The following is a 12,257-nucleotide window of genomic DNA, read 5'->3' as shown; positions in this document are numbered from 1 at the left end:
CCGCGATCCCTGACCGGGGAAGGCTACAGGGACGCGCGGGGGCTCGGCCCGTGGACGGGGACCGTGGACGAAGCCGCCGCAACGACAAGGGCGCGGCCACCCCGTGGTGGCCGCGCCCCTTGCCGCATCCCGTAGGGGGGTCAGTCGCGCTGGGCGCCCGGCGGGAGGGTGCGGAGCTGCATCGTCTTGGCCGTTGACACGCCCGAGTAGTAGTCCAGCAGCTTCGCCGCGTCCTTGTAGCGGTCCGTGCCGTTCAGGATCACGCCGATGTGCGTCTTGCCGTTGCGGGTGGCGGCGAAGATCAGGCAGGGGCCCGCGGCCGTGCCCGTGCCGGTCTTGACGCCGAACGCGCCCGTGTACGAGCCGAGCAGCTGGTTCGTGTTGTACCAGGTGTACGTGCGGGTGCCGCCCGTCTTGGTCGTCGCCGTCGTCTTGTAGCTCGTGGACTTGACGACCGCGCGCAGCGTGGTGTTCTTCATCGCGTACTGGGCGATCGTCGCCAGGTCCCGCGGCGTCGTGTAGTTGTTGCCCGCCGCCGAGATGCCGTCGAACGAGTCGAACTTGGTGTTCGTCAGGCCCAGGTCCTTGGCCTTCGTGTTCATCTTCCCGATGAACGACTTCGTGCGCGCCGCCACCGTCGACCCGGTGCCGATCGCGTCCGCGAGGGCGTACGCCGCGTCGCAGCCGGACGGCAGCATCAGGCCGTACAGGAGCTGACGAATCGTCACCTTGTCGCCGGTGCGCAGGTCCGCGGTGCTCGCGCCCTCGCGGACCACGTAGTCGCGGTACGTCTGCTTGACGGTGATCTTGCGGTTGAGGTCGATGCCCTTGGTGTTGAGCACGACGGCCGCGGTCATGATCTTCGTGGTGCTGGCCATCTGCCGGCGGGTGTCCGCGGCCTTGCCGTACCGCTTCGCACCGGTGGTGTTGTCCAGCAGGAAGGCGCCCTTGGCCGAGAGGGTCGGCAGGGCGGCGGCAGCCGCCTGGGCGGCGGGCGCGGACTCGGCCGCCTGGGTCGCGGGGGCGACCAGGGCCGTGCCCGTCAGCATCGCGCCGGCGGTGAGGGCTACCACGGTGGACCTGCGCACGTTTCTCCGCACGCCCGGGAAGCTGGTTATCAAAGGAACGCTCCGATGTCGCATATGCGCTGGTCTGAAGTGAATTCGACGCACGCCCGTGCAGGGGTGGTCCACTGAAAAGACTCATGGGTGATCCGAAGGGATGTACGGCACGCACCGGAAATCTCGCCGGTCCGCGATATGGACGCGATCACTGTCGCATCCCTGTTGTATCTAAGCTGTGCCCATGCCATCCGCGCCTCCCGCCACCTCCCCCGTGTCCGCCGTCCCCGTGAAACAGCCGCCCGCCGCCGACCGTGTCTACAGCCACATCAAGCAGGGCGTTCTCGACCGGCACTACCAGGGCGGGACCCTCCTTACGGAGGGCGAACTCGCCGAGGCCGTAGGGGTGTCACGTACGCCCGTACGCGAAGCGCTGCTCAAGCTGGAGGTCGAGGGGCTGATCAAGCTCTATCCCAAGAAGGGCGCCCTCGTCCTCGCCGTCTCCGCGCAGGAGATCGCCGACGTCGTCGAAACCCGCCTGCTGGTCGAGGAGTTCGCCGCCCGCAAGGCCGTCCCCGCGTCCGCGCGGCTCATCGCGCGCCTGGAGGAACTCGTCGAGGAGCAGCGCCGCCTCGCGGAGGAAGGCGATCTGGCCGCCGTCGCGGTCACCGACCGCTGCTTCCACGCCGAGATCGTGCGCAACGCCGGCAACGAGATCCTGTCGAAGCTCTACGACCAGCTCAGGGACCGGCAGTTGAGGATGGGCGTCGCCGTCATGGAGGCGCATCCCGAGCGCGTCGAGACCAGCATCGTCGAGCACGCCGAACTGCTCGAAGCCATCCGGGCCGGTGACGCCGAGGCCGCCGCCCGCTGCGTGCGTGCCCACGTCAGCCGCGTCAAGGTGCTCATTCGGGGTGAGGCCCGGTGAGCTCGTCCTCTTCCGGAGCCGAGGGACCGGGCGGAGCCCCGGGAACCCCCGGAGGCTCCGGCCGCGGCCCCGCCCTCACCCTTCCCGGCGACCCGCCCGGCGGCCGTCGCGCCGTCGCCGTCTGGGGCATCGGCGTCGCCGTCTACTTCGTCGCCGTCATCTTCCGTACGAGTCTGGGCGTCGCCGGACTCGACGCCGCCGACCGCTTCGACGTCAACGCCTCCGCCCTCTCCACGTTCTCGATCGTCCAACTCCTCGTCTACGCCGGGATGCAGATACCCGTCGGCCTCATGGTCGACCGGCTCGGCACCCGCCGGGTCCTCACCCTCGGCGCGGCGCTCTTCACCATCGGCCAGCTCAGCTTCGCCCTCGCCCCCACCTTCGGCATGGCCCTCGCCGCCCGCGCCCTGCTCGGCTGCGGCGACGCGCTGACCTTCATCGCCGTACTGCGCCTCGGCGCCCGCTGGTTCCCCGCCCGCCGGGGCCCGTTGATCGCGCAGTTCGCCGGGCTCTTCGGGATGGCGGGCAATCTCGTCTCGACCCTTCTCATCGCCCGCCTCCTGAGCGACCTCGGCTGGACCACGACGTTCGTCGGCAGCTCGATGGCCGGTGTCGTCGTCCTCGTACTCCTGCTGCTCTTCCTCAAGGACCACCCCGAGGGCCATGAGCCGCCGCCGGCCGAACACGCGGGCGCGACCTATGTACGGAAGCAGATCGCCGAGTCGTGGCGGGAGCCCGGCACCCGGCTGGGGCTCTGGGTGCACTTCACCACCCAGTTCCCCGCCATGGTCTTCATGCTGCTGTGGGGCCTGCCGTTCCTCGTCGAGGCCCAGGGGCTGTCCCGGGCCACGGCGGGCGATCTGCTCACCCTCGTCGTTCTCGTCAACATGGTGATCGGCCTCGTCTTCGGGCAGATCATCGCCCGCCACCACGCCGCCAGGGCCCCGATCGCGCTCGGGACGATCGGCATGACCGCCCTCGTCTGGGCGTCGACCCTCGCCTATCCCGGCGACCACGCGCCGATGTGGCTGCTGATCACGCTCTGCGTCATCCTCGGCGCCTGCGGACCGGCCTCGCTGATCGGCTTCGACTTCGCCCGGCCCGCGAACCCGCCGGCCCGTCAGGGCACTGCCTCCGGCATCGTCAACATGGGCGGTTTCGTGGCCTCGATGACGACGCTGCTCGCCATCGGTGTGCTGCTCGACGCGACCGGCGGCGACTACCGCGTCGCGTTCTCGTCCGTCTTCGTCCTCGAAGCGCTGGGGATCGTCCAGATCCTGCGGCTGCGGGCGCGCACGGCGCGACGGGAGCGTGAGCGGCTGGTGGCCAGCCGGGTGGAGGCGGTGCACGTGCCCGTCTGAGCACGGCCCGCACCAGGACACGTACAAGGACCCCGTGGATCTGTACGAGGACCCGCACAAGGACACGTACGGGGCGAGGGCAGGGCGCGCGGCGCTACTGCGTGACCGCGAACTCCCGCAGGATCGCCGCCGCCAGCTCCGCGTCCCCCTCCGTCTTGATCCGGTCCGGCACCGCGGCGGCCCGCACCCGCCCGCACGCCAGCCGGAAGTACGTCTCCCAGTCCATCACCAGCGTCACCGCCGGGCCGAGCGACGGCGAGCCGTCGATCGTGCCGCGGCCGTCCGCGTCGACCCGCACCGTCCGCAGGAACTCCACGGGGCCGTGCACGTCGAAGACGACCGCCGTGTGCGGCGGGGCGCCGGCACCCTTCGCGACGACCTTCGGGAGAGCTTCCAGGAGCGCGTCGCGGGTGACCAGCGCGCCGCCGGAGGCGAGGTTGCCGGGCTTGCTCAGCGTCGTACGCAGATCCTGCTCGTGCACCCAGATGTCGAACGCGCGTGCCCGCATGGCCTGTTCGAGGGTCTGCTCGGTGCCGAGCGGCGCGCGGACCATGGCGTCGGGCGCGCGGTTCTCGTTCCGCAGCTGGCGGTTGCGGCGGATGATCGTGTATTCGAGCTCGGAGGTCATCTCCGGAGCGGTGTGGTGGCGCCGCACGTCCACCTGCATCTCCATGTAGCGGGCGATCTCGCTCCGTACGTGGTACAGGTCGCGCGGCAGGCTGTGGATGGGGCGTGGGTCCCCGAGCATCTCGCACTCCAGACCGATGACGTGCGAGACGATGTCCCGCACCGACCAGCCGGGGCACGGCGTGGGCCGGTTCCACTCACCCTCGACGAGTGGCTGCACCAGCTCGGCTATGGCTTCAATGGAGTCGGACCAGGCGTCGGCGTAGGTTTGAAGGCTGGGATGGACGGTCACGGGACCCCTCGACGGTTCTGCGGTTAGCGGGCTGGGCTGCTGGCTGCGGGCGGCGGGCTGTGGGCTGCGTGGGAGGTTCGAAGGCCTAAGTTACGCTGCCCGTTGGCACCCCGGCAGTGCTTTCGTGTGACGATCGTAGGCCCGTGTAGACGGCTCGAATGCCAGGACGGTGGTAGTGTGCGCGCCTCCCTCATCCAGATCGCAGTAGACCCGGACGAACCAGTCAATTCCCGCAGGCAGCGCGCCGCCTCCTTGGTACGGCAGCAGCGCGGCGCCGACCTGGTGGTCCTGCCCGAGCTCTGGCCGGTGGGGGCTTTCGCGTACGAGTCGTTCGCCGCCGAGGCGGAGACGCTGGACGGTCCTACGTTCCAGGAGATGTCGCGGGCGGCGCGGGACGCGGGCGTCTGGCTGCACGCCGGGTCCATCGTGGAACGTGCCCCCGAGGCGGTCCTGGACGGTGCGGCCGACCTCTACAACACCGCGCTCGTCATCGCGCCGGACGGCTCCCTCGTGCGCTCGTACCGCAAGATTCACCGTTTCGGGTTCGACAAGGGTGAGGCGACCTTGATGGGCGCGGGCGGCGACCTGGTGACCGTCGCCCTGCCGGACGCGGTGATGGGTCTCGCCACCTGCTACGACCTGCGGTTTCCCGAGCTGTTCCGGGGGCTGCTCGACGAGGGGGCACAGCTCTTCGTGGTCCCGGCGGGCTGGCCGGCCCGCCGCCGTGCGCACTGGACGCTGCTGGCGCAGGCGCGCGCGGTGGAGAACCAGGCGTATGTGCTCGCCTGCTCGACCGCCGGCACGCACGCCGGGGTGGAGCAGTCCGGGCACAGCATTGTGGTCGACCCCTGGGGCGAGGTGCTGGCGGAGGCGGGGACCGGCGAGGAGGTCCTGAGCGTCGAGTTCGACCCGGCGAAGGTCGCGACGACGCGTGAGCAGTTCCCGGTGCTGAAGGACCGTCTGCTGGGTGTGACGGCGCCGCGCGGCTGAGCTTCTTCACGGGACGGGCCCGCCTCTCAAGGAGGCGGGCCCGCGCCGGGTCGGCGGCCACCCTTCAGCCCCCCTCGTGCTCCTTCTCCGCCATCCGGATCACACATACCGTGACCGCGATCAGCAGTGACGGGTCCGCCTCGTCCCTGATCACGTCCACGGCGTATGTCTCCCGCACCCGGAACCACCGGCGTGAGACATGCGCCAGCAGCTCGCCGTCGTACTCGATCGCGAACTCGCGGTCCAGGATCCGCCCGCTCACGTCCAGCTCGGTGCCGTCGGCCAGTTCGACCCGGTAGTGGTTACGGAGCAGCGACAGCCTCTTCTTACGGATGGTGGCCAGCGGCTCATCGTCCCGCTCGATCGTCATCGTGTCCCGCAGGCTCAGCAGCTTCTGACGGAGCGTGACCAGTACCCGCCCCTGAGGGTCCTTCAGCTCCAGGGTGTCGCGCAGCCGCAGCGCCTTTCCGTCCACGAGGAAGGCCTGGCGGCCCTGCTCGTCCTCGATCCAGTAGTCGTCGCCGATGGCGAAGATCTTGTCGCGCACCAAGTACTTCATGAAGGATCCGTACCCACCGGGCTGCCGGGCGAGGGTGGTACGGCGTCACCTGCACGCGTACGGATGACGGCGTCGCCCGTCGGCACCGCCTTCTCCCGAAGCCCGCGCGCCAGCGTGAGGGTGACGGCGACGGAGGCCGCGGCCAGCACCGTGATGCCCGTCCCCGGCGAGGTCCACTCGGCGACGGTGCCCGCCAGGACGGCGCACACGCCTTGCATCGTGAGCATGCCGGAGGAGTGCAGTCCGAGCGCGTGCCCGCTCAGCTCGTCCGGGGTCAGGGCCATCAGCCGCTCCTGGGAGACGAGGCTCGCCGCGTAGCCGACGGTCGCGAGCGTCACGAGCGGTACGGCGAGCGGGAGGGCCGGGCCGAGGAAGAAGAACAGGTGCGGCACGGCGAGCAGCAGCAACAGCGGGACCGCGAGGTGCGCGCGCAGGCGGCGGGGGACGAACCGGCCGATCAGGATGTCCCCGGCGAGCATGCCCGCCGCACCCGCGGCGAAGAGCAGCCCCGCGTGCTCGGGGGCGTAGGACACGTACAGGGATTCACAGCCGACGACCAGACCGTTGGGCACCCACAGCGCCAGATAGACGGTGCGCCGGGGCCGGGACGACCACAGGCGCGCGTTGTTCCGCCACGTCTGGGCGACCGAGGGGCGGCCGGTGGCGCGCGGCGGCCTTCTACTGAGGCCGAGCCGCGCGACGGCCGCCGCCGCGAGGAAGAGCCCGGCGCCGGTGAGCAGCGCGCCGCGCGGCGACAGGAACACGACCAGCGCACCCCCGGCCGCGAAGCCGCATATCTGCATCAGGCCCGCGGACATGTTGAGCGCGGACCGGCCGAGCAGATAGCCCTCCTTGGAGAGGACTTCGTTGACGAGCCCGTAGCGCACCCCGCCGCCCAGCGCGGAGACGGTGCCCAGACAGAGCACGATCGCGAGGACCGCCGGGACGGGCAGACCCGGCAGGGCGGTGGCCGCCGTGCCGAGCGCGAAGACCAGCGACAGCGTGGTCAGCGCGGCGCGCGGCGGCAGCCGGTCGGCCGCCGACAGCAGCATCGTCGCGCCGAGCACCTGGGCGAGGGAGGGGCCGAACATGGCGAGCGCGGAGAGCAGCGGCGAGCCGGTCGCCGTGTAGACGAGCGTGCTCAGCGCCAGCCCGCTCACTGTCTGAGCCCCGACCTGTCCGGCCGATGTGAGGAAGAGCGGGGTGAACTCCCGGGTGCGGAACAGCTCTTGGTAGGTGCGCATGTCCGGAGTCTCCGAGGCGCGCGGGAGGCGGCGTTAATGTTTCGCGTGAGAGCGAAACATGGTGGGGGCGGGAGGGGGCGCATGGGCTGGTGGCAGGTCGACGCGGACACGCTCGCCGGGAGCCGGTTCGTCGTGTCGCCTCTTACGGAGGCGGTGGCGAGCCTGCGAGCGCTGGAGGACGGCCGGGCCGCGCACCCGGGCGAGCGCGCGTGGCTCGACGCCCATCTGCCCGCCTACCGGGCCCGGCAGGCCGGCGACCCGGTCACGGCGCTGCTCGTACGGGCGGCCTTCGGCCGCACCTGGAACGCGGACTTCATCACCCCCACGCCCACCGGTCAGCCCCTGACGGGGCAGACCTTCGAGACCGAACTGACCCGGATACGGGACACCCCGCCCGCGACCGTCCGCGCCGACCTGCTGGTCTCCCTGAACGGCCCGCTCCCCGCGCTCCTCGCCGGCCGCGACGATCTGCCGGAGCGGGCAGCCGCGGTGGTGGAGTGGGTGTGGGCGCGGACGGTGCTGCCGTACTGGCCACGGCGCCGGCGCCTCATCGAGGCCGACATCGTCGCGCGCACGGCCCAGTTGAGCCGGGGCGGCTGGGCGAGCGCGCTGGGCGACATGCGCCGCGGGATGCGCTGGCTCGGCGGCAGCCGGCTCCAGATCTCCACCCGCGCCGACCGGTCGCAGGAGATCCCCGGGGCGCGGCTGATGTTCGTGCCGGTGACGCCTCGGCAGAGCTGGGTGTCGTGGGACGCCGACCGGTACGCCGTGGTCTACCCGTGCGCCGGGGCCCTGGCCCACGAGGGCGGCCGGCCGCCGGTGCCCGAGCCGCTGCGCGCCCTGCTCGGTCCCGGCCGGGCCGCGGTGCTGGCCCTGCTCGGCTCCCCGAAGAGCACGACGCAACTGGTGGCCCTGACCGGCCAGGGCCTGGGCTCGGTGGGCCGCCACCTCAGGGTGCTGCACGACGCGGGCCTGATCGCCCGGCGCCGGGCGGGCCGTTCGGTGCTCTACTTCCGTACGGAGGCGGGCGAGGTCCTGATGGGCGCGGCGGAGGCCGGGGGACGCGGATAGGGCCCCTTCCGCTCCTGCTGGGCTCGCGGTCGGCCTGCCCGGCCACGGGAGTCGGCGCAGCTGGTTCATCAGAGCGCCGGTGGCGGGGTCGCGCACGACCGCCACCGACCACAGGCCGAGGAGCCGTTGCACGGAGCAGGCCTCGGCGCGCTGCTCACGGCCGCGCTGGACGGCGAGGGACTCGGCGCCCTTCGGGCACGAGGTGCGCCCTCCGTGGTCGTCGGTCGGCACGGCTCTGCCGCGATCGCACGCACCAGCGGGACGCGTCAGCCGCTGACGCGGCGGGCGTGAGCCCCCCCGTGTGGGCGGACGACGCCGCTTCGCGGGCACCCCCCCGGGAACGCCGCACCCGCGCGGGCGCACGCGCCTGGCCCCGGTGGGCCGGTGCGAGTGGGACGCGGTAGCCCGTAACTCTTCATTCCGGCAGGCCGACGCGGGGTCCGGGTCGCGTTGTCCGAGGCGGGTGGCACCCTGGAACCATGAACGACGTCTCCGCCTCCGGCTCCTCTCCCGCGCCCCGCCGCCGTGCCCGTGTCCGTGCCCCCGAGCTGGTCGGCAAGGGCGGCTGGCTGAACACAGGAGGCAGCGCGCTCACCCTCGCCGACCTGCGCGGACGTATCGTTCTGCTCGACTTCTGGACCTTCTGCTGCATCAACTGCCTGCATGTCCTCGACGAGTTGCGCGAGCTGGAGCAGAAGCACAGCGACACCGTGGTGACCATCGGCGTCCACTCGCCGAAGTTCGTCCACGAGGCCGAGCACACGGCCGTCGTGGACGCCGTCGAGCGGTACGAGGTGCACCACCCCGTCCTGGACGATCCCGAGCTGGCGACCTGGAAGCAGTACGCGGTACGGGCCTGGCCCACGCTCGTCGTCATCGACCCCGAGGGGTACGTCGTCGCGCAGCACGCCGGCGAGGGGCACGCGCACGCCATCGAGAAGCTGGTGGAGGAGCTGGAGGCCGAGCACGCCGCGAAGGGCACCCTGCGGCGCGGCGACGGGCCCTACGTCGCGCCCGAGCCCGTCGCCACCGACCTGCGCTTCCCCGGCAAGGCGGTCACGCTGGACTCGGGGAACTTCCTGGTCTCCGACACCACCCGCCACCAGCTCGTCGAGCTGGCGGCCGACGGCGAGAGCGTCGTACGGCGAATCGGCGGCGGCGAGCGCGGCTTCGGGCCCGAGTCGTTCAACGAGCCGCAGGGGCTCGCCCTGATACCGAACGGCCGGATCGCCGTCGCCGACACCGTGAACCACGCGATCCGCGAGTTCACCCCCGCCTCCGGCGCCGTCGAGACCCTCGCCGGCACCGGCAGGCAGTGGTGGCAGGGCTCACCGGCCCACGGCCCCGCGCTCGACGTGGCGCTCTCCTCGCCGTGGGACGTGGCCTGGTGGCACGACCGGCTCTGGATCGCGATGGCCGGGGTGCACCAGCTGTGGACGTACGACCCGAAGACCCGCACCGTCGCGGTCGCGGCCGGTACCACCAACGAGGGGCTGGTCGACGGGCCCGCCACCGAGGCGTGGTTCGCGCAGCCGTCCGGGCTGGCCGCCACCGAGGACCGGCTGTGGGTCGCCGACTCCGAGACCAGCGCCCTGCGGTACGTGGAGCGGGACGGGGACGGGGACGGCTTCGTCGTACGGACCGCCGTCGGGACCGGGCTCTTCGACTTCGGTCACCGTGACGGCCCCGCCGGCCAGGCCCTGCTCCAGCACCCGCTCGGGGTGACCGCGCTGCCGGACGGCTCCGTGGCCGTGTCCGACACCTACAACCACGCCCTGCGCCGCTACGACCCGGCGACCGGCGAGGTCACGACGCTCGCCACCGACCTGCGCGAGCCGTCCGGCGCGGTGCTCGTCGGAGACGACATCGTCGTGGTCGAGTCCGCCCGGCACCGGCTGACCCGGCTGCGGCTGCCCGACGAGGCCGTCCGGGTCGAGTCGGTCGCTCACCGCACCCAGCGCGCCGCGACCGATGTCGCGCCGGGCGCGCTGCGGCTCGACGTGGTCTTCGAGGCGCCCAAGGGGCAGAAGCTGGACACCCGTTACGGTCCCTCGACCCGGCTCCTGGTCTCCGCCACCCCGCCGGAGCTGCTGGCGGAGGGCGCCGGTGCCGGTACCGACCTGGGGCGCGAACTGGTGCTCGCGGACGGTGTCACCGAGGGCGTGCTGCATGTCTCGGCGATGGCCGCGTCCTGCGACGACGCTCCGGAGATCGAGTACCCGGCGTGCCATGTGCACCAGCAGGACTGGGGCGTGCCCGTACGCGTCACCGGGTCCGGCGCGGGCAGGCTGGGTCTGGTGCTGGCCGGGCTGGACGCGTAGCACGTACGGCCCCGGCGTACGGGCTTCGGCGTACGGCCGACGGCTTACGGAGCGCGTACCGCCCCCGGCGTGCGGAGCGCGTACCGCCCCGGCCTACAGGTCGTGTTGCCGGTCGCGTTCGATGACCGTCGGCGGTGTCACGATCGCCCGCCGGCGCTTCGCCATGCTCGTGAATGTCGCGATACCGATGAGGCCGACCGCCATCAGAATCACCCCGACCAGGTCGAGGTTGACGCTCTCCGCCTCCCAGTCCGTCGCGAAGGTGAGGATCGCCCCCACCGCGATGAGTGCGATGCATCCGCCAACGCCCATGAATCCCGCCTCCTGACACGAGTGGTGGTCGTTCCCGGGCCGCCCATGCGGGTACCCGGCCCGGGAACACCCATGCGGGAGAAGGGAGTTCGGCCCGCGGAAGTCAGCCCTCCAGGAACGCGGCCAGCGCGTTCGCCAGCAGGAACGGGTCGTCCGCGCCGCACAGTTCGCGCGCGCTGTGCATCGAGACGATCGCTGCCCCGATGTCGACCGTCTTGATGCCGTGCCGGGCCGCCGTGATCGGGCCGATCGTCGTGCCGCAGGGCATCGAGTTGTTCGAGACGAACGTCTGCCACGGCACCCCGGCCCGCTCGCACGCCGCCGCGAACACCGCGCGCCCGCCGCCGTCCGTGGCGTACCGCATGTTGACGTTGACCTTGAGGATCGGGCCGCCGTTGGCGCGCGGGTGGTGCGTCGGGTCGTGCCGCTCCGGGTAGTTGGGGTGCACGGCGTGCCCGGTGTCGGAGGAGAGGCAGACCGTACCGGCCAGGGCCCGCGCCCGGTCCTCGTACGAACCGCCGCGTGCCAGCACCGAGCGCTCCATCACCGTGCCCAGCAGGGGCCCGTCGGCGCCGGTGTCCGACTGGGAGCCGCTCTCCTCGTGGTCGAAGGCGGCGAGGACCGGGATGTACGGCAGCTCCGTGCCCGAACCGGCGGCCCCCGCGACGGCGGCCAGCGCGGCCGTCCCGGCGTGCACCGACAGCAGGTTGTCCATCCGCGGCCCGGCCACCAGGTCGCGGTCGCGCCCGAGATAGGCGGGCGGCTCGACGGAGTGCGGCATCAGGTCCCAGCCCGTGATGTCGGACGCCGCGACCCCCGCCTCCTCGGCGACGAAGCGGATCAGGTCGCCCTCCCCGACCTCGCCGAGCCCCCAGATCGGCTGCATGTGCCGCTGCGGGTTGAGCTTCAGACCGTCGGTGTTGACCCCGCGGTCCAGATGGACGGCCAGCTGCGGTACGCGCATCAGCGGCCGGTCCACGTCGACGAGCCGGTGGCTGCCGTCCCGCAGGGAGATACGGCCGGCCAGCCCGAGGTCCCGGTCGAGCCAGGTGTTGAGCAGCGGCCCGCCGTACACCTCGACGGCGACCTGCCGCCAGCCGTACGCACCGGTGTCCGGGATCGGCTTCACCCGGAGGTTGGGAGAGTCCGTGTGCGCGCCGACGATCCGGAACGGCGTGTGCGCCTCGGCCCCCTCCGGGACGTACCAGGCGATGAGCGCCCCGCCGCGCACGACGTACTTGCCGCCGGTGGTCCCCTCCCACGCGTCCGTCTCCTGGACCTGCCGGAAGCCGGCCTTCTCCAGGCGCTCGGCGGCGCTCGCCACCGCGTGGTACGGCGTGGGGCTTGCGGCGAGGAAGGTCATCAGGTCGTCGGTGTGGCCGCGGTCGAAGCGGGCGGATCTGCTCATGGGATCACCATAACGAGCCATGCTGTGGCGTATTCGCATGGCTGAAGCGGGCGCCGGGCGCCGGGCGGGCCGTGATCACGGCC

At 72.1% G+C, this 12,257-nt stretch carries 12 protein-coding genes; 6 read left to right on the top strand and 6 right to left on the bottom strand.

The window, feature by feature from the left end; all coding sequences use genetic code 11:
- Positions 1 to 140 precede the first annotated feature (140 nt).
- On the bottom strand, positions 141 to 1,142 hold the full coding sequence (locus ACFWV8_RS15810; protein ID WP_384201551.1) for a D-alanyl-D-alanine carboxypeptidase family protein: 1,002 nt from the start codon (positions 1,140 to 1,142) through the stop codon (positions 141 to 143).
- Positions 1,143 to 1,305: 163 nt separating this feature from the next.
- Between ACFWV8_RS15810 and ACFWV8_RS15805 the strand changes: the two genes are divergently transcribed.
- Together ACFWV8_RS15805 and ACFWV8_RS15800 are read left to right on the top strand one after the other, a co-directional pair.
- Positions 1,306 to 1,989, top strand: coding sequence for a GntR family transcriptional regulator (locus tag ACFWV8_RS15805; protein WP_384201548.1), 684 nt, complete (start codon positions 1,306 to 1,308; stop codon positions 1,987 to 1,989).
- Complete coding sequence (locus ACFWV8_RS15800; RefSeq protein ID WP_384201544.1) at positions 1,986 to 3,350, top strand: nitrate/nitrite transporter; 1,365 nt, start codon at positions 1,986 to 1,988, stop codon at positions 3,348 to 3,350. Before ACFWV8_RS15805 ends, ACFWV8_RS15800 begins: the two co-directional genes overlap by 4 nt.
- A 94-nt stretch (positions 3,351 to 3,444) precedes the next feature.
- Here ACFWV8_RS15800 and ACFWV8_RS15795 read toward each other — a convergent pair whose 3' ends face one another.
- Complete coding sequence (locus tag ACFWV8_RS15795) at positions 3,445 to 4,269, bottom strand: maleylpyruvate isomerase family mycothiol-dependent enzyme (protein ID WP_384201541.1); 825 nt, start codon at positions 4,267 to 4,269, stop codon at positions 3,445 to 3,447.
- A 177-nt stretch (positions 4,270 to 4,446) separates the two neighbouring features.
- Here ACFWV8_RS15795 and ACFWV8_RS15790 point away from each other — a divergent pair, with 177 nt between their 5' ends.
- Entirely contained in the window at positions 4,447 to 5,259 is an 813-nt protein-coding gene (locus ACFWV8_RS15790) for a carbon-nitrogen family hydrolase (RefSeq protein ID WP_384201538.1), read from the top strand.
- A gap of 64 nt (positions 5,260 to 5,323) precedes the next feature.
- On the opposite strand, the gene ACFWV8_RS15785 is transcribed toward ACFWV8_RS15790, so the two are convergent.
- A complete protein-coding gene (locus tag ACFWV8_RS15785; RefSeq protein WP_384201535.1) occupies positions 5,324 to 5,818 on the bottom strand; it encodes an LURP-one-related/scramblase family protein in 495 nt (164 codons plus the stop codon).
- Positions 5,815 to 7,062, bottom strand: a complete 1,248-nt coding sequence (locus ACFWV8_RS15780) for an MFS transporter (protein WP_384201532.1) — start codon at positions 7,060 to 7,062, stop codon at positions 5,815 to 5,817. Before ACFWV8_RS15780 ends, ACFWV8_RS15785 begins: the two co-directional genes overlap by 4 nt.
- Before the next feature lie 81 nt (positions 7,063 to 7,143).
- Between ACFWV8_RS15780 and ACFWV8_RS15775 the strand changes: the two genes are divergently transcribed.
- The 3 genes from ACFWV8_RS15775 to ACFWV8_RS15765 all read left to right on the top strand — a co-directional run bounded on the left by ACFWV8_RS15775 (position 7,144) and on the right by ACFWV8_RS15765 (position 10,454).
- A complete protein-coding gene (locus tag ACFWV8_RS15775; RefSeq protein ID WP_384201529.1) occupies positions 7,144 to 8,133 on the top strand; it encodes an ArsR/SmtB family transcription factor in 990 nt (329 codons plus the stop codon).
- 126 nt (positions 8,134 to 8,259) lie between these two features.
- A complete protein-coding gene (locus ACFWV8_RS15770) occupies positions 8,260 to 8,424 on the top strand; it encodes a hypothetical protein (RefSeq protein WP_384201526.1) in 165 nt (54 codons plus the stop codon).
- 188 nt (positions 8,425 to 8,612) lie between these two features.
- Positions 8,613 to 10,454 carry an NHL domain-containing thioredoxin family protein gene (locus ACFWV8_RS15765; protein WP_384201523.1) on the top strand — a complete coding sequence of 614 codons (1,842 nt, stop codon included), beginning with the start codon at positions 8,613 to 8,615 and terminating at the stop codon, positions 10,452 to 10,454.
- Positions 10,455 to 10,547: 93 nt separating this feature from the next.
- Here ACFWV8_RS15765 and ACFWV8_RS15760 read toward each other — a convergent pair whose 3' ends face one another.
- Both ACFWV8_RS15760 and ACFWV8_RS15755 read right to left on the bottom strand, forming a co-directional pair.
- A complete protein-coding gene (locus tag ACFWV8_RS15760) occupies positions 10,548 to 10,766 on the bottom strand; it encodes a DUF6458 family protein (RefSeq protein ID WP_384201520.1) in 219 nt (72 codons plus the stop codon).
- A 103-nt stretch (positions 10,767 to 10,869) separates the two neighbouring features.
- Complete coding sequence (locus ACFWV8_RS15755) at positions 10,870 to 12,174, bottom strand: M18 family aminopeptidase (protein ID WP_384201517.1); 1,305 nt, start codon at positions 12,172 to 12,174, stop codon at positions 10,870 to 10,872.
- Positions 12,175 to 12,257 lie beyond the last annotated feature (83 nt).

Origin of the sequence: Streptomyces sp. NPDC058665, from assembly GCF_042714995.1 — a bacterium.
Classification (GTDB): Bacteria; Actinomycetota; Actinomycetes; order Streptomycetales; family Streptomycetaceae; genus Streptomyces.
The sequence above is the reverse complement of the archived record's forward strand: the minus strand, read 5'-3'. Positions and strand labels throughout refer to the sequence as shown.